This is a genomic window from Bilifractor sp. HCP3S3_D3, assembly GCF_052063915.1.
Classification (GTDB): Bacteria; Bacillota; Clostridia; order Lachnospirales; family Lachnospiraceae; genus Bilifractor.
Map to the genome: position 1 here is coordinate 1 of NZ_JBQHWP010000005.1, position 18,134 is coordinate 18,134.

Here is an 18,134-nt window from a genome sequence, read left to right on the forward strand (position 1 = left end):
GTACACAGGTATCGAAATCCTATAGACGATAAATCTTGAAAGACTTAACTATATCCCTCCTATACGACTGTGGTGATGTTAAGAGAATCTAAAGAATCCCACGGCTTCAGCTGTGGGAGTATGTCAAAAAGGATAAACTATGTTGCCAGTCATCAATTATAAAAGATGGTTGACATATACCCCATAAGGGTATATTCTAACAGCAGATGAAATACCCGGCCGGGGTATTACGGGAGGCGGTTATGAAAGATTTAGAAGAGAAGAAAACAAAGATACCTGCATGTTGTTTGGATCATGCTTCGGACGGTGAAGACTGGCAGGCGGACAAGGACACTGAAACACTCGAAGAAGCAGTACTGGCGGGAGAAAAGACCTGCGGATGCGGATCGGGGAAGCATAAGGCGAGGACGCCGGAGGAGCAGAAGGCTTTGCTGACCCGTCTGAAAAGGGTGGAGGGGCAGATCCGCGGCATTGAAAAGATGGTGGAGAATAATGCCTACTGTCCGGACATTCTGATTCAGGTTTCAGCCGCGACAAGTGCGCTGAACAGCTTCAACAAGGTGCTTCTCGGCTGTCATATCCGCGGCTGCGTGGCAAATGATATCCGCCAGGGCAATGATGAGACGATTGATGAGCTGTGCAGTGTGCTTCAGAAGCTTATGAAATGAATTACGGAAAGCGTTTCAGGAGTGAGATACGGAACTGGAAGTATTTAGAAAAGAATACGGAAAGGAAAGGGTTTCGGGCGTGAAATGTGGAAACAGAATTATTTAACATGAGGAAAGAAGGTCAAAGTCACAATGAATCAGTATATTGTAACAGGTATGACATGTGCTTCATGCCAGGCCCATGTGGAAAAAGCAGTTTCAAAGGTTCCGGGAGTGAAATCGGTATCGGTTTCTCTTCTGACCAATTCGATGGCTGTTGACGGTACAGCCGGACCGGCTGAAATCATAAAAGCGGTGGAGGATGCCGGATACGGTGCCGAGCCGAAGGATGCTGCCGCTCAGAAGCAGAGTTCTGCCGCAAAGCTTGCGGCAGAGGAGGACGCACTGAAGGACCGCGAGACGCCGAAGCTTGTCCGGCGGCTGATTCTGTCTGTCGGATTTCTGATCGCGCTGATGTATATCACAATGGGGCACAATATGTGGAACTGGCCGGTACCGGAATTTCTGGTACATAACCACATCGGTCTTGCGATTCTTCAGATGCTGCTTACGATCGTGGTGATGATCATCAACCGGGCATTTTTTATCTCCGGTTTCAAGTCGCTCTTTCACGGCTCTCCCAATATGGATACACTGGTGGCTCTGGGGTCCGGTGTATCCTTCGGCTGGTCTCTGTTTATCCTGTTTCGGATGACATATCTGCTGACAACCGGTACATCGAACATGGACCTGATGCCGCTGTATCATAACCAGCTGTATTTTGAGTCCGCGGCGATGATACCGGCACTGATCACTGTGGGAAAGACACTGGAGTCTCTCTCCAAGGGAAGAACGACAGATGCTCTGAAAAATCTGATGAAGATGGCTCCGAAGACGGCGGTTGTGGAGCGGGACGGACAGCAGGTCGAATTATCGATTGACGAGGTGCATCCCGGGGACATTTTTGTCGTGAAACCCGGCGAATCCATTCCGGTTGACGGCGTGATCATCGAAGGCACAACAGCTGTGGATGAATCTGCGCTCACCGGCGAGTCCGTTCCGGTCGATAAGGGAGTAGATGATCCGGTCAGCGCCGCAACGATAAACCGTTCCGGATATATTCGTGCGAGGACGACGAGGATAGGAGAGGACACCACGTTCTCACAGATCATTCAGATGGTCAGCGACGCTGCGTCGACGAAGGCTCCGATTGCCAGAATCGCCGACAGAGTTTCCGGAATTTTTGTGCCGGCGGTTATTTTGATCGCTGTTGCGGTGATGGTGATCTGGCTGCTTCTCGGACAGACACCGGCATTTGCCCTTGAGCGGGCCATCAGCGTTCTCGTCATTTCCTGCCCCTGCGCACTTGGACTTGCCACTCCTGTGGCGATCATGGTCGGAAACGGGATGGGCGCGAGAAACGGCGTACTGTTCAAGACTTCGGAGGCCCTTGAGAACGCGGGAAGAGTACAGATTGTGGCTCTTGATAAGACCGGAACCATCACCGAAGGCAAACCTGCGGTTACCGATATCATTCCTGCCGACGGGATCGGAAAGACTGAGCTGATGAGCGTGGCTTACGCGCTCGAGCAGAAGAGTGAGCATCCTCTCGCAAGAGCAATTGTGGCCGAGGGAGAGAAGGAGGGACTGCAGGCGGCTGAAGTGACAGATTTTGCTGCACTGACCGGAAGCGGTCTGACCGGACGGATAGACGGGCAGGTTCTTCACGGAGGTTCCGGAAGCTTTATCTCCACGCTTGCCGCGGTCCCTGAGGATCTGCTGAAAAGGGCAGATTCCCTTGCGAAGGATGGAAAAACCCCGCTTTATTTTGAACGGGAGGGGAAGCTTCTCGGGATTATTGCCGTAGCGGATATTATTAAGGCGGATTCCGCACAGGCCGTACAGGAACTGCGGAATATGGGGATTGAGGTTGTTATGCTTACCGGAGATAATGAAGCGACCGCAAAGGCGATCGGCGCGCAGGCGGGCGTGGACCGTGTGATCGCGGGCGTTCTTCCGGACGGCAAGGAGGCAGTGATCCGTGAGCTCCAGAAGCGCGGCAAGGTGGCAATGGTCGGAGACGGCATCAATGATGCACCGGCGCTCACAAGAGCTGATACGGGAATCGCGATCGGAGCAGGCACGGACGTTGCTATCGATTCGGCAGATATTGTGCTGATGAACTCCCGTCTGACCGATGTATCCGCGGCGGTTCGTCTGAGCCGCGCGACTCTTCGCAATATACATGAAAACCTCTTCTGGGCGTTTGCTTATAACGCGCTGCTGATTCCCATGGCGGCGGGACTCTACCCGGGCATTGAGATGAACCCGATGTGGGGAGCGGCTGCCATGTCTCTCTCAAGCTTCACGGTATGCATGAATGCGCTCCGGCTGAATCTGTTCAAGGTGCATAACGCATCCCGCGACAGAGCGATGAAGAAGAGAGCGCTGCCCGAGGCACATACGGCAGGGCCTGCCGAAACGTCAGCGACAGGGATGGCTGCGGCTGCCGGTACGAATCTCTGCTGCAATGCAGCTGAAGATAAGAATGATACCAATGAGATGAATAAGGAGGACAAAAGGATGACAGAAACTGTAAAAATTGATGGAATGATGTGCAATCACTGTGAAATGCATGTAAAGAAGGCACTTGAGGCACTCGACGGGGTGGAGAGCGCGGAGGCGTCCCATGAGAAGAAACAGGCTATTCTCAAGCTCAGCCGGGAAGTGCCTGAGGATGAGATCCGGAAAGCTGTCAAGGATGCCGGATACGAATTCGTGGGAATCGAATGAATGAGATGCAATGAGATGTAATTAGAATCCGGTTCCGGCGTTCAGCCGGAACCATGCGCTGGCGCCCTCTGATTTCTGAAATCGGAGGGCGTCATTCCTGTCATACGACGGAATGCCTTCGAAAAATAAAGCCCATTGTCGTAACCGACGGAAGCCGCAACAGAAGCGATCGTAAGATTGGTGTCTTTCAGCAGAAGACAGGCGCGGCGGATGCGGTAGCGGTCGAGGTATTCCTTTGGAGAGATGTTCATGCCCTCCCGGAATTCCCGGAACAGAGTGCTCCGGCTTACGCCTACATAGGATGCAATGTCGCTGATGGTAAGGGAGTAGGAATAACGTGAGGCAATATATTCGATGGCGCGGGAGACATTGTCTTCTGCGGTTCCGGGAAGACGTACTTGACGTGTCGCGTTGGAGATCAGAATTCCGAGCAGCAGGTAGAGCTCCCCGGTCATTCGCACCGCGTCACAGAATGTATTCCCGAAGGCTTCGTCAATCCGCCGGAGGTGCTTTTGCACATCAACTCCGTATGGAAGTTGGCGAAGGACGAGCTGATTGCTGGAAAAATCCGTTCTGCTCACGAGAGCGGCAGCATCTGTACCGGCAAAGCCAACCCATTCATAAGTCCAGGGATCCCGTTCATCTGCCTGATAGAAAATCTCCGTCTCCGGCATAGCCAGAAACATATCTCCGGAATGAAGGCGGAAGGTATGACCGGCGGCGGTGTACGTCCCGGAACCGGAGCTGATGTAGTGGATCAGAAAATGATCCCGGACACCGGGGCCCCATTTATACCCGGGTGTGCACTTCTGTCTGCCGACGTTGTAGACGGACAGAGAAATCATGTTCTGTTTTTCCGATACCTTGTTGCTCTGCTTGAATCCCATGGGAAGCTCGCTCATTTCTTCCGCACCTCTTTTTGGAAAATCATCGAATATATGTTAAAATGTATCAGATTCTGATGCGTTCCGTTCAGACTGGCCGCAGGTCTCTGCGGGAGATGGCACTGCAATGCAGCTGCCGCGACGGCTGAGTTCAGTATATGCCGGATAAAACTTTTCTGCAACAAAATTACATATGGATAGTACGAAAAGCTATTGTACTGTTCCGGGGAATGGTGCACAATAGAGACAGTGACGCGGGGACTTATACAGTTTGTGGCACGACTTAACGTATGAGGTTTACTGTACAAGCTACGGATTATACAGGGGAAGGTAAGTATGACAGATCAGAAAGTAATCGAAGAATTGAGAAAAACATTTGAAGAAAAGTTCGGCGGAAGCGGAGAACGGGTATTTTTTGCGCCGGGGCGTGTGAACCTGATCGGGGAGCATATCGATTATAATGGCGGGCACGTATTTCCGTGCGCGCTCACTCTCGGCACCTATGCGGCTGTCCGGAAGAGAGATGACCGGAAGCTGAGGTTTTATTCCGTGAACCTCGCAGAGGACGGCGTGATTGAGGCGGATCTGGACGATCTCACCTACAAAAAGGAAGACGGATGGACGAACTATGCCAAGGGCGTCGTGTGGGCTTACCGTCAGGCGGGTATGGATATACCGACAGGATTTGACTTCGTATGCAGCGGAACCATTCCGCCGAAGTCCGGGCTCTCCTCAAGCGCGTCTCTTGAGGTGCTTACCGGGGAGGCACTGATGCGGCTTTACGGTTTTGAGGAGGATCAGATCCGAAACGCAAAGCTCGGGCAGATCGCCGAGAATCGCTTTGTCGGAATGAACTGCGGGATCATGGATCAGTTCGCTTCCGCTATGGGACGGAAGGATATGGCTATTTTCCTGAATGCGGCGACGCTGGAATATCAGTACGCGCCCCTTCCGATCGGCGATGCGAAGCTTGTGATTGTGAATACGAATAAGCCGCATGAGCTGGCAAATTCCGCGTACAACGACCGCCGCCGGGAGTGTGAAACGGCGCTGGAGGATCTGCAGAAGGTTCGTCCGGAACTCAAGGCACTTTGTGAGCTCAAGCCCGCAGAGTTTGAGGAGCTGAGCAACGCGATTGCGGATCCTGTGTGCAGGAAACGTGCGAAACACGCGGTCTATGAAGACGCCCGCACCACGGAGGCGGTGGAAAAGCTCAATCAGGGAGACATTCAGGCTTTCGGAAAGCTGATGAATGCATCTCATGTCTCTCTCCGGGATGATTTCGAGGTTTCCTGCAAAGAACTGGACGTGCTGGCGGAAGAAGCCTGGAAGATTCCGGGGGTGATTGGCGCCCGGATGACAGGAGGCGGATTCGGCGGATGTACGGTTAATATTGTGAAGGATGATGCCATCGACACATTTGTCGAGCAGGTCGGCAGAAATTATACGGACAGGACCGGTCTTGTGCCATCCTTCTATATTGTATCCATCGGAGACGGCCCGTCGGAGATATGCTGAATTCAGGAGCAGCGTGGCTCGGAAGCGTCGGAGCATAGAGATGCCGTTGCAGAGGGAAAGCACCGTTTTGAGACGCCGCAGCAGAGGAACCGCGCAGGGCAGAGATTGCCCGCTGCAGAAAGAACACAGAATTGAGACAGCACAGGATGGTGACCGCGCAGCACAGACAAAGTGCGGGATACAGATTTCGAAGAAACAGGCTTCGAAGAATGAAAATGAGACAGAATCAGGAGATCGCGTGACCCGCGGGCGGGTTGCGTCATGCATCATCTTCAGGATGACAGGAAGGAGAAAGCAATGCAGATTTTAGTTACAGGCGGAACCGGATTTATCGGAAGTCATACCTGTGTGGAGCTTCTGAACGCAGGCTATGATGTGGTGATTGCAGACAATCTTTACAATTCAAAGGAACTTGTGGTGGACCGGATCGAGACGATCACCGGAAAAAGACCGAAGTTCTACAAGATTGACGTATGTGACCGCAAGGCACTGGATGCTCTGTTTGACGCCGAGAAGATTGATGCGGTGATTCATTTTGCCGGTTACAAGGCGGTCGGAGAGTCCACGAGAAAACCGATTGAATATTATACAAACAATCTGCTGAGTACGCTTACGCTTACCGATGTTATGAGAAATCACGGCTGCAAACAGTTTGTTTTCTCATCCTCCGCCACGGTGTACGGAGACCCGGCCGAAATTCCGATCACGGAGAAGTGCCCGCTCGGTACTACGACGAATCCGTACGGAGAGACGAAAGCCATGCAGGAGAGAATCCTGACCGATATCTGGAAGGCGGATCACAGCTGGAAGATCATGCTGCTTCGTTATTTCAATCCGATCGGCGCGCACGAAAGCGGTCTTATCGGAGAGGATCCGAAGGGAATTCCGAACAACCTTCTGCCCTATGTCGCACAGGTCGCTTCGGGAAAGCTTGAGAAGGTTCATGTCTTCGGCAACGATTACGATACACCGGATGGTACCGGCGTTCGTGATTATATCCATGTCGTAGATCTGGCGAAGGGACATGTGAAGGCTATCGAAGGATTCCGGAAGCTTGATGATGTTCAGATCTTTAATCTTGGTACCGGTGTGGGGTATTCTGTTCTCGATATCATCAAAGCGTTTTCCAAGGCTTGCGGCAAGGAAATCCCGTATGTCATTGATCCGAGACGTCCCGGAGATATCGCGACCTGTTATTCGGATCCGACAAAGGCAAAGGAAATTCTCGGATGGACAGCCGAGAAGAACATTGAGGATATGTGCCGGGATTCCTGGAACTGGCAGGTGAAAAATCCCGACGGATATGGAGAATAAGATCAATTGAACTATCTTGATTATACTGTACGGAAAGCCCGGGAGGGAGAGGGGGATCTTCAGACGGATCTGCTGATCCTGTTTCTCCTGGAGGGGGAAATGACGGTACGGTATTATGGAGAGGAAATTCACATGTGCCGGGATGATATTCTGCTGATAAATCCCGGCACAGAATATGTAATGGATCATGCGCACAGCGCGCTGTACGGTGTGGCTTCCTACTCTGCTTCTCTTACCGCACAGATCATGGGAGGCAGAACACTGAGCCTGTACGCGGATTCGGTCAATGACACCCTTCATTCCTACCAGGACATTCGTGAGATTCTGATTGACCTTACGGCTGATTATACTTACCGGAGGCATCAGACAGATGCCCGGAAGGCAAGCCTTCTGCTTAAGCTGCTGGATCATCTGATTGAGAACTATTCTGTCCGCCAGAGCAATGACGGTCTGAAGGAAGGAGAGTCAGATGTAAGGATGCAGCAGATGATGCAGTATATCATCAGCCACATCAATGAGGAGGTTAACCTGTCCGCGCTTGCAGAGCAGATGTATGTTTCAGCATCGACCCTGTCGAGAATATTCAGGAAAAAGACGGGTGTTTATTTTGCGGATTATGTTATGCAGCTGCGGGTGAGGTCGTCTCTGAGACTGCTGAATTATTCCGATCAGAATCTGACGCAGATTGCCATGAACTGCGGTTTTTCAAATTCTGCGTCCTTCAGCAGGGCATTTCGAAAGACCATGCATATGTCACCTTCGGAATATCGTGACAGAAACAGAGAGAACGCCAGAAAAGATGAAAAGCATCAGATAGAGGAAGAACAGGAAATCCGGCAGGAGCTTCTGGAAAAGGGATATCAGGAGAGCAGCGGGGAACGGAAGTGCCATATTTCGTTGGACCAGACGGAGGTGATTCCGGAAGAGTATGAACGGGTATGGGATAAGGCTGTCAACATAGGATCCCTGTACAGCATGACAAATGCGAATATCCAGTTTCATGTCCTGCATCTTCAGGAACATCTTCACTTTTCGATCATACGGCTGTGGAATATTTTCTCGGTAAAGACACAGGTGTCTGACGGAAAAAGTCTTGGACAGTATAATTTTGATATCATCAATCAGGCCCTGGATTTTCTGGTAAAGAACCATCTGCGTCCGTTTCTGGATTTTGGCAGAAGACCGGATACCGCTATCCGAACCGGCGGAGAAACGGTCTATTATAATGAGGAATATATTCTTTTTGAATCGAGAGAGATCTGGGAGGATATTCTGTCCTCATTTATCGATAATATTGTAAACCGGTACGGCCAGCAGGAGGTTTCAAAGTGGATTTTTGAGCTTTCATACGATGGTTTTCATCAGGAAAGATCTGCGCTGTATCAGGATTTGCATTATGATTTTTTCGAGGCATGGAAAACCCTGTATGGGCTCATCAGATCATCCATACCGGAGGCTGAGATCGGAGGTATTTCCTCGGTCATTGACAACGATATCGCGTTTAATACAGAATTTTACGGAAAATGTGTGGAGGGTCATTGCGTTCCCGATTTCGCGTCATTTCTTCTTTTCCCTTATGAGAATAAGGAAAGTGTGCCTTATCTGACTGCAAACCCGGATATGGAAGTGGAGCAGGTACTCCGGATACGGCAGATGATGCAGGATTGCGGAATCAGTGACCGGAAGCTTTATATAACGGAATGGAATAACACGATCGCGAATCGCAATTTTCTCAATGATTCCTGCTTTCGTTCAGCGTATCTCGCAGCGGGGGTTATCGATTTGTGGGGTAAAACGGACTTGCTGTGTGTCATGGGAGGAACGGATTGGGTCAGCAGTTATTTTGATACAAACAGAGTGATTAACGGAGGTGTCGGGCTTCTCACAAAAGATACAATCCGGAAGCCGGCTTTCTTTGTGCTTGCCTTCTTAAACGAACTGGGTTCTCAGTTTCTTTCACGAGGAAAGAATTATATCATCACCAGAAATGAGAAAAATGAACTGATTGTCCTGTTTCATCATTTTTCATGGTTTCGAAAGGAAATGATCCCCGGAGATGAACAGGTGGATCTTGATGAGGTCCGGAAGATTCGTTTTGAGGATGAGAAACCTCTGAAGATTGAACTGAACCTGCTGCACATGGACCCATCCGGAGTGTATGCAATCAAAAACCGCCGTCTGAATACAAGCAGCGGCAGTCTCCTGGATAAGTGGAGGCATCTGGGATTTGAGAGTGATCTGACGAGAGAGGAAGTCAAATATCTTCAGGCAGTGAGCGTTCCGGAGATAGAACTGGAAAGAGGGCGTACGGACACGGAGGGTACTCTGAAAATTACGGTAGAACTGGATGCTCAGGAGGTTGTTCTGATGCATATCTATCGCAGAAGAAAAAACTGAGATGCGGTTTGCCGATAAAAAGGCCGTGCAAGAGATGATGATCATTTCTTGCACGGCCTTTTTTCTGTGCGTGATTGATGCAAGTAAATGCATGAAAAATGTGAGGATCAGGAAAGATTCCAGACAGAGATTCCAGTATACTGTAATCATAAAAGCTGATGCGCAGGAAAAAACATCAGCGAGGAAGACCGGCCTTTTTCAGATGATTCATTCGCAGTGCAACTTTTTTCTGAGGTATTCAGAAATCAGATTATTCGATGAAGTAAGTGAGGATAATAATATGGAAAATAAACTCAGAGCCTCAAAGGCCGCTGTAATCTGTTATGGGTTTGGCGATCTGGCGTCACAGTTTGTGTGGACGTTTGTCGGTTCATATCTGACAATTTTTTATACGGATATCGTGGGGCTGACTCCGTTGGCGGTCTCTGCAATTATGATAATCGCAAGAATCTGGGATGCGGTAAATGACCCGATGATGGGAGCAATCGCAGAGCGCACAAAGTCGAAATGGGGAAGATTCCGGCCGTATATCGCCTTTGGATGCCCGTTCCTGGCGATTTTCTCTATCCTGACATTCACAAATCCGTTTGGAGGATCTAGCAAGGCAGGCGTTATCTGGGCCGCGGCCATGTATATCGCTGCTGGTATGATTTACACGCTGACCAATATTCCTTATGGCGCGCTTGCTGCCGTTATGTCCGAGGATTCCAATCAGCGTAACCAGATTAATACATCGAGAAATATCGGAATGAACGCGGGAATGGCAATCGTCAACGCTCTCTCACCGGTCCTGCTTCTGGCATTCTCTGCAAAGGGGGCTGAGGTTGCGGATGCGAGAGGTTACCTTGGAACGGTAATTGTCTACGGTATTATTTCTGTACCCCTGTTCCTGATTGTATTTTTCACCTCGAGAGAGAATGTAAAGCCGCTGGCATCCACAATGAATCGGAAGATTACGTTTAAGGAAACCATCCGTAATCTTGTGACCAACAAATATCTGATGATCATCAGCGCCGTCATGGTTGTCCAGATGACCGCTTTCATGGGCCGAATCGCTGTATGCGCCTTCTGGGTTATCTATGATCTCGGTTCATTCACGATGATTTCTCTGATCATGACTCTCCCGACACTGCTGGGAATCGTCGGCTCCCTGTTTGTGCCTCCCATCGCAAAGAAGATTGGAAAGAGAAATGTTCTGATGTATTCGATGGCGGTACAGGTAATCGGACTTCTGGTTATGTTCTTTGCACCATACAACAATATGCCGATGGTTATCCTTGGCGATGTGATCTTCGGCCTGTTTAATGTCGGAATGCCGATGTCGCTGTCTATGGTAGCGGATTCTGTCGACTATATGGAGGAAAAAACCGGAGTCCGCACAGACGGAACCGCCTACGCGACCTATGGACTGGCAACAAAAATCGGTAACGCAATCGGCGGAGCTGCGGGAGTCGTGATCATGGGTGCGTTCGGATATGTGGCAAATACACAGCAGACACCGGCAGCACAGAGAGGTATTAACATTACAGTGAATCTGATCCCTGCCATTCTTTATATTGTCGCATGTCTGCTCTGCCTGCTCTGGAACATGAGCGATAAGGATGCGGACGGCATTCGCGAGAGATTGATGGCAAGACATGCAGCAGAGGATAGCGGCAAGACGATGCAGTGAACGAGATAAAACACGCTGCGCGAGTTTTATCTCGCTATCGCGACGCTCGCCGCACACGAATACTTCGCATTCGGCTGCGGCTCACTGTTCGCGTAAATCAGCCTGCCCCGCTTGCGGGGCAGAGACCGCAATACTAACAATACACATAGAATTATTGCAGATATAATTAATTGGATGAAGGAGGACAATTATGTATACATATAATAAAAAAGGGCCAAAACGTGGAGTGGCACTATACAGCTATTCGGCGGAATTCGGTCTTACAAAGACACTGGAAGATTGCTTCGAGGATGTGCATGACATGGGTGCGCATGGTATCGAAATTCTGGCAAATACACATATTGAGAATTATCCCTATCCGACGGATGAGTGGGTGGAAAACTGGTTCCGGCTTTGCGATAAGTACGAAATCATTCCGGTTGAGTATGGAAACTGGATTGATTCGCATGTCCTGGGAGACAGAGATCTTACCACAGAAGAAGCCGTGGAAATGCTCAAGCGTGACATCCGTCTGGCACACCGCCTTGGTTTTACGGTAATGCGTACCAAGATGCCGGTAATCAATGATCTTCTGGAGCCTGTTCTGAACTGGAGAGAAATCATCAAGGGAGCACTTCCTCTGGCAGAGGAACTGAATATTAAAATGTGCCCGGAGATACATAATCCATCGAATCTGAAGGGAAAGCTTGTGACGGATTTTGTAGATTTCATCAAGGAGACGGGAACAAAGAATTTCGGACTCAACATTGATTTCTCGGTTTTCCGCACTACATTTGCGGAGGGAGAATGGAGAGATCCAAATTACACGCCGAACAAACCGGAGGACATTATTCCGCTGCTCCCATATATCTACTGCTGCCATGCAAAGTTTATTCATATGAGCGATGATTTTGAGGAGACAACGATTCCGTATCCGGAGATCATCAAGGTGATGACCGAAAATGGATATGACGGATATCTTCTGAGCGAATATGAAGGCGCTGATAAATACGAAGAGGGATATGAGGTTGGACAGACACTGAGAAAACAGCACATCATGTTGAAAAATCTTCTCGGAGACTAAGGAGGTGCAGAGATGGAAAAGCAGGTAATTCAGTCCGTTGGATTCAGAAATATTAAAGATGCAGAAGGCAAGACGACAGGTTTTCAGTTTAAGGTTCGGCTTCCGTATTACAGAGGAATTTTTCTCTCTCAGATCCGGCCGGGAACCTTGTTTATTGATGGGGAGAAGATCGAAAAGGATCGTATCACTTGGGTGATCAACGGAGAAGAGTATACAAATGAGGAGATGCGGACAAATTTTCAGGTGCACTGGTCGGTGACAAAGCCGGCAGTACTGAAGGTAAAGAAGGAAGGGGGCCTCGCACAGGGCTATCATGATCTGAAGTATGGCTTCTGCTTTACCTCTTCTTATATGCCGCCGATCATACAGTCCAATCTGGATCCGGATCAGGAAAGCATGGTATATATGCCCGAGTTCGGACATCATGTGAATGAACGGCATCTTCTGATTGTATGAGACGCAGCAGATTCTCAGATCAGATAAATGAGAGGCAATAGATTCTCAGATCAGATAAATGAGAGGGAACAGATTTTTCAGAACAGACAGACCAATCAGATACGATAGAGAAAGAAAGTACACAGATCTGACAGGGTGTGAGATCAACGAGATAAAACACGCTGCGCAAGTTTTATCTCGCTATCGCGACGCTCGCCGCACACGAATTCTTCGCATTCGGCTGCGGCTCACTGTTCGCGTAAATCAGATCAGATAGGAGGAAGATATGTCAGAGGACATCAGAATAGCAATTATCGGCCATGGCTTTATGGGGCATGAGCATGAGAAAATGCTGACAAACTTTCCGGGGATCCGTCTTGTTGGATTCGCGGACAAGGATCCGGAGCAGCTGAAAGATGTCGGAGAAGGATTGAAGAGATACAGCAGCAATGAAGAATTGCTGGCAGATCCGGAAGTAGATGTGGTTATTATTGCGGCAAATAATAATCAGCATCACGATCTTGTCATTCAGGCAGCTAAAGCGCACAAAGATATTATTTGTGAAAAACCGGTGGCAATGAGTCTGGCGGAGCTGGATGACATGGAAGCGGCAGTTAAGGAAAATGGTGTCCGGTTCACGGTTCATCAGCAGAGAAGGTTTGATCCGGATTTCCGCACGGCAAAAGAAGTGTACGATTCCGGCACACTTGGAAATGTGTATGCGATCAAGAATCAGCTGTACGGCTTTAATGGGAATATGCATGACTGGCACGTATTTAAAAGTGAAGGCGGCGGAATGCTGTATGACTGGGGTGTTCATCTTCTTGATCAGGTCTGCTGGATGTTCCCTGGCGCAAAGCTGAAATCTGTGTTTGCGGATATCAGGAATGTCATCAATAAAGAGGTGGATGATTATTTTCAGATCATGCTGCGCTTTGATAACGGAGTAACGGCAACGGTTGAACTGGGGACATATTACCTGGCGGATAAGACCGCGGATAAATGGTTTGAGCGGCACTGGTTTGTCGCCGGAAACAAGGGTACCGCGTATGTGGACGGATTCTTCCCGGAGGGAAAGATTGTGCGCACCACCCATCTTCTGACAAATGTCGGAGGAAAGAGAACGATGACTGCCGCAGGGCCGACAAGATCGTTCGGACCTGCACCGGAAGGAACCATTGTAACGGAGCCGCTTCCGGAGGTGCATACGAGCCACAGAAATTATTTTGAGCATTACATCCGTTACTATCATGGCGAGGAAGAAGCATTTGTAAAAATACCGGAGGTGCGCCGCGTGCTGAAACTCATGGATGCGGTCAGAGAATCCGGACGCACCGGAAAGTCCGTTGATTTTGAATAAAAGTTAAGGTTAAGTGAGGTAGATACGATGGACAGAAAGATTCCTGTTGCTGTACAGGTTTATGGATTGAGAGATCTTCTGGAGGAGCATCCGGAAAATTTCAAGAATGTAATGCAGAAGATCAAAGATTATGGTTATGACGGAGTAGAACTGGCCGGACTTTACGGACTGAAGCCTGCGGAGGTCAGAGAAATCCTGAAAGAGGTGGGTCTGGTTCCTATTTCAGCGCACGTACCATTCGCGGACATGGTAGAAGACCTGGATCGTGTGATCGCGGATTATTCGGAAATCGGAGTAAAATATCTGGTGATGCCTTATATGGCGGAGGAATATCGGCCGGTAAATCCGGAGGGATTTCAGAAGTTTCTCCCTCTGCTGAATAAGGTAGGGGAGAGAATCCATCAGGCGGGTATGACTTTCCTGTATCACAATCATGATTTCGAGTTTGTGAAACTTCCGGATGGAAGATGGGGATATGACGCGATGTTCGAGGCAATTCCGCATGATCATCTGATGAGTGAGCTTGATACCTGCTGGTGTGACGTCGCGACCGGCAAGGTCACAGAGTTTATTCAGAAATACACCGACCGTCTGCCGGTCATTCATCTGAAGGATTACATCAAGCGCGGCGAAGTGAAAAATATGTACAAGCTGATCGGGATCGATCAGGAGGAGTCCGGAGAGGATGAAGGTTACTTCGGGTTCCGTCCGGTCGGATTTGGCCAGATGATCTGGGAGCCGATTCTGGATGCTGCGCTCCGTGCAAATACAGGATGGGCTGTTGTAGAACAGGATGAGCATTATGACATGGATCCCCTGGAGTGCGCGAGAAGAAGCCGTGAATACCTCAGAATTCTCGGCTGGTAAGCAGCTTGGGTGAACTTCGGGCAAAAGACGATAGCTGCACAGGATAACTCTGAGAGAAATAAGCATACAAATAATTGCACAGGATAATCCTGAAGGGAATAAGCATACAAATAACTGGCAGGACAATCCTGAAAGAAGTAATTATACAAATGAAAGGACAAGACATGAAGGAAATCAGAATTGCCATCATCGGAACCGGAATGATCTCCGACAGGCATATGACCGTGATCAATAATCTGAAGAACAGAGGGCAGAACCTCACCGTAGTTGCAGCATGTGATATTGTAAAGGAGAAGGTGGAAGCCTTCGGCAGGAAATATGGCCTTCCGGAAGACCGGCTTTATACGGATTTCCGGGAGATGCTGAAGAGAGACGACATTGATGAGGTTGAGGTCTGTGTACACAACAATCTGCACACATCTGTTGCGACAGCAGTCATGGCGGCGGGTTATCCCTGCTATTCGGAGAAACCGATGGCAGCAAGCTATGCTGACGCAAAAATTCTTTACGATGCGCAGAAAAAGTACGGACAGAAGCTCGCTGTTCAGATCAGCTCTATCTACAACCCGCAGACCCGTATCGCAAAAAAAATGATTGCGGAGGGCAAACTGGGAGATGTATACCATGTAAGAAGCGTTGGTCACAGGAGACAGGGCAGGCCCGGTTATGACATGCCGTTTTTCAGTCATGACTTTATTGATCCGAAGATCGGTGTTCATGGACCTCTGTTTGATCTGGGAATCTATCATCTGGCACAGATGCTGTACGTGCTTGGAATGCCGGAACTGGAGAGCGTGTACGGTGTACAGAGCTGTTCCTACTGGAGAGATGCGCGCATTGACAATGCGGTAAACTGCCATACCCCGATCGAGGATCTTGGCGTTGGAATGGCGCGGTTCAAGGGCGGAATTTCAATGGATATCTATGAGGACTGGGCGATACACATGGATGAAATCGGCACAAGCTTCATTGCGGGTTCTCTTGGCGGACTGAAATTTACGGATGTTGATACCACCGGAGGGCCGCTGGCGGTTCCGGAAGGAGGATCCATCGTAGGAGGAGGCGCTCTCCAGAAGCCGAGGCTTGAGTGGTTCGGCGTAGATGGGGATGGCGTGTTATTCGACAATAAAATCGAATGTGCGATCGGTGATATCTCGGGCATGCAGGAGGTCGCTCTGAATCCTGAGATGGAGAAGTACAATGATAACCAGCTGCAGTGGTATTCTTATCTTCGCGGCGAGCTTACGGACAAGACACGTGTTGACTCTCCGTATATCGCAATGCAGACTGCCTTTCTTTCCGAAGGCGTTGTGCTCTCCAGCGAGCTCGGACGCAGCGTGACTGCAGATGAAATCAAGGCAATGTCAAAATCCATCGCGCTTCGCGAGCAGGAGACACCTTTTGGAACAATCAGGTATGATTTTGACGACTATAAACCAGAATAAAATGGAAGGTGCTGAAGACAGAAACTGTCATTTTCAGGCATGAAATATGTATACCAAATCCCCGGCGGATTTATCCGCCGGGGATTTTTGTACGGTAGGATTGCGAGAGTGCGAAGCACGAAGCAATCCGTAGCTTATACAGTTAGCGGCACGGAAGCTGCGAAGCAGCGAAGTGACGCGGGGATTTATACAGTTTGTGGCACGACTTATCGTATTGGGGTTTCTCAATATGGTATAATAAAAAAGGCGTGGATTTTGTTTTACCCTTAAATGAGGGGAAAGGAGAATAGTATGTGGCTATTGTTTGCAATTGGTTCGTCGATCTTCGCGGCATTGACCTCAATACTTGCCAAGGTCGGTATCGAGGGCGTGAATTCAACGCTGGCTACGGCAATTCGAACGGTTGTGGTCGTCATCATGTCCTGGGGTATGGTCTTTCTGACAAATGTGCAGGGCGGTGTCGCCTCCATCAGCAGAAGAAGCTGGATCTTTCTGATTCTGTCCGGTCTTGCGACAGGAGCATCCTGGCTGTGCTATTACAGAGCGCTCCAGATCGGAGATGCTTCAAAGGTAGTGCCGGTTGATAAGCTGAGCGTTGTGATTACCCTTGTCATGGCGTTTCTGTTTCTTCACGAGCAGGTTACCGTGAAATCCGTGATCGGATGTGTGCTGATCGGCGCCGGCACACTGCTCATGGTCATCGCATAAACAGAAGACAGTAGGAGAATGACAGCCAGAGGTTTGAATCAGAAGGAGGAGGAAATGAGAAAATATCTTGTAATCGGAGCGGGAGGCACCGGAGGCGCACTGGGCGCGTATCTGGCTCGCGGAGGAATGGATGTGACCTTCATTGCCAGAGGCGCACATCTGCGAGCAATGAAGGATAATGGTCTTCGTGTGATCCGGACGGACGACGAATTCACACTGAAACCAGTAAAGGCCTGCACAATGGAGGAGTATACGGATCATCCGGACGTGATTTTTGTCTGTGTGAAGGGATATTCTCTGGAATCTCTGTATCCGTTTCTGCGGAGAATTGCCGGCAAGGACAGTATCGTCATCCCGATCCTGAATATCTATGGAACCGGGGCAGTCATGCAGAATCAGCTTCCCGGCATTCTGGTAACGGATGGCTGTATTTATGTCGCCTCCCAGCTCCGCAGTCCTGGTGTAATACTGATGAGCGGTGATATCCTGCGGGTTGTCTTTGGTGTGCGGGATCCCGCGGAGTTCCGGACGGATCTTCGTGAGATAGAAAAAGATCTTGCAAAATGCGGAATCGGGGGCGGACTCAGCGACAACATCCAAAGAGACGCGCTGCTGAAGTTTTCCTATGTCTCACCGCAGGGAGCATGCGGCCTTTATTTCGGAGTCAGCGCGGGGGCGATGCAGAAAGAGGGGATATATCGTGACTTCTTCTGTGAGCTTGTCCGCGAAATCGGAAGGATCGCGGAAAAAGAGGGAATTGTCTTTACGGAAGACATCGTGAAAAGAAATCTGCATATTCTGGACAGCCTGAAACCGGATATGACAACATCGCTTCAGAAAGATGTCGCCTGCGGAAAGGCTTCTGAAATCGACGGATTGATCTTTGAGGTCGTCCGGAACGCCCGTCGCCTCAAGGTGGACGCTCCGGCATATGAAAAAGTGGCGGAAAAGCTATCCAGTGCCGACACATGAAGAAGCGATGGAAAGGCTTTCCGGTGGCAGTATATGAAGTAGTGGCGGAAAAGCTTTCC

At 49.6% G+C, this 18,134-nt stretch carries 14 protein-coding genes; 13 read left to right on the forward strand and 1 reads right to left on the reverse strand.

The window, feature by feature from the left end; all coding sequences use genetic code 11:
* Positions 1–356 precede the first annotated feature (356 nt).
* Both ACTNDI_RS04040 and ACTNDI_RS04045 read left to right on the forward strand, forming a co-directional pair.
* Positions 357–668: a metal-sensing transcriptional repressor gene (locus tag ACTNDI_RS04040; RefSeq protein ID WP_441099624.1), complete on the forward strand. Its 312-nt coding sequence runs from the start codon at positions 357–359 to the stop codon at positions 666–668.
* A gap of 132 nt (positions 669–800) precedes the next feature.
* The gene (locus ACTNDI_RS04045; protein WP_441099475.1) at positions 801–3,440 is read left to right on the forward strand and encodes a heavy metal translocating P-type ATPase; all 2,640 of its coding nucleotides are present in this window, start codon (positions 801–803) and stop codon (positions 3,438–3,440) included.
* Positions 3,441–3,481: 41 nt separating this feature from the next.
* On the opposite strand, the gene ACTNDI_RS04050 is transcribed toward ACTNDI_RS04045, so the two are convergent.
* Entirely contained in the window at positions 3,482–4,342 is an 861-nt protein-coding gene (locus ACTNDI_RS04050) for an AraC family transcriptional regulator (RefSeq protein WP_441099476.1), read from the reverse strand.
* A 318-nt stretch (positions 4,343–4,660) separates the two neighbouring features.
* Here ACTNDI_RS04050 and ACTNDI_RS04055 point away from each other — a divergent pair, with 318 nt between their 5' ends.
* From ACTNDI_RS04055 to ACTNDI_RS04105, 11 genes are all read left to right on the forward strand, one after another.
* Complete coding sequence (locus tag ACTNDI_RS04055; protein WP_441099477.1) at positions 4,661–5,842, forward strand: galactokinase; 1,182 nt, start codon at positions 4,661–4,663, stop codon at positions 5,840–5,842.
* Between the two features lie 297 nt (positions 5,843–6,139).
* Positions 6,140–7,156, forward strand: coding sequence for a UDP-glucose 4-epimerase GalE (galE, locus tag ACTNDI_RS04060; RefSeq protein WP_441099478.1), 1,017 nt, complete (start codon positions 6,140–6,142; stop codon positions 7,154–7,156).
* Positions 7,157–7,162: 6 nt separating this feature from the next.
* On the forward strand, positions 7,163–9,553 hold the full coding sequence (locus tag ACTNDI_RS04065) for a GH39 family glycosyl hydrolase (protein WP_441099479.1): 2,391 nt from the start codon (positions 7,163–7,165) through the stop codon (positions 9,551–9,553).
* A gap of 280 nt (positions 9,554–9,833) precedes the next feature.
* Entirely contained in the window at positions 9,834–11,225 is a 1,392-nt protein-coding gene (locus tag ACTNDI_RS04070) for an MFS transporter (protein WP_441099480.1), read from the forward strand.
* 190 nt (positions 11,226–11,415) lie between these two features.
* Positions 11,416–12,288, forward strand: coding sequence for a sugar phosphate isomerase/epimerase family protein (locus ACTNDI_RS04075; protein WP_441099481.1), 873 nt, complete (start codon positions 11,416–11,418; stop codon positions 12,286–12,288).
* A 12-nt stretch (positions 12,289–12,300) separates the two neighbouring features.
* Entirely contained in the window at positions 12,301–12,744 is a 444-nt protein-coding gene (locus ACTNDI_RS04080) for a C-glycoside deglycosidase beta subunit domain-containing protein (RefSeq protein ID WP_441099482.1), read from the forward strand.
* 265 nt (positions 12,745–13,009) lie between these two features.
* Complete coding sequence (locus ACTNDI_RS04085; RefSeq protein ID WP_441099483.1) at positions 13,010–14,083, forward strand: Gfo/Idh/MocA family protein; 1,074 nt, start codon at positions 13,010–13,012, stop codon at positions 14,081–14,083.
* Between the two features lie 27 nt (positions 14,084–14,110).
* Positions 14,111–14,950, forward strand: coding sequence for a sugar phosphate isomerase/epimerase family protein (locus tag ACTNDI_RS04090; protein WP_441099484.1), 840 nt, complete (start codon positions 14,111–14,113; stop codon positions 14,948–14,950).
* Positions 14,951–15,114: 164 nt separating this feature from the next.
* Complete coding sequence (locus ACTNDI_RS04095) at positions 15,115–16,395, forward strand: Gfo/Idh/MocA family protein (protein WP_441099485.1); 1,281 nt, start codon at positions 15,115–15,117, stop codon at positions 16,393–16,395.
* A 291-nt stretch (positions 16,396–16,686) separates the two neighbouring features.
* Positions 16,687–17,103, forward strand: a complete 417-nt coding sequence (locus ACTNDI_RS04100; RefSeq protein ID WP_441099486.1) for an EamA family transporter — start codon at positions 16,687–16,689, stop codon at positions 17,101–17,103.
* Positions 17,104–17,157: 54 nt separating this feature from the next.
* On the forward strand, positions 17,158–18,075 hold the full coding sequence (locus ACTNDI_RS04105) for a ketopantoate reductase family protein (RefSeq protein WP_441099487.1): 918 nt from the start codon (positions 17,158–17,160) through the stop codon (positions 18,073–18,075).
* The last annotated feature ends 59 nt before the right edge of the window (positions 18,076–18,134 follow it).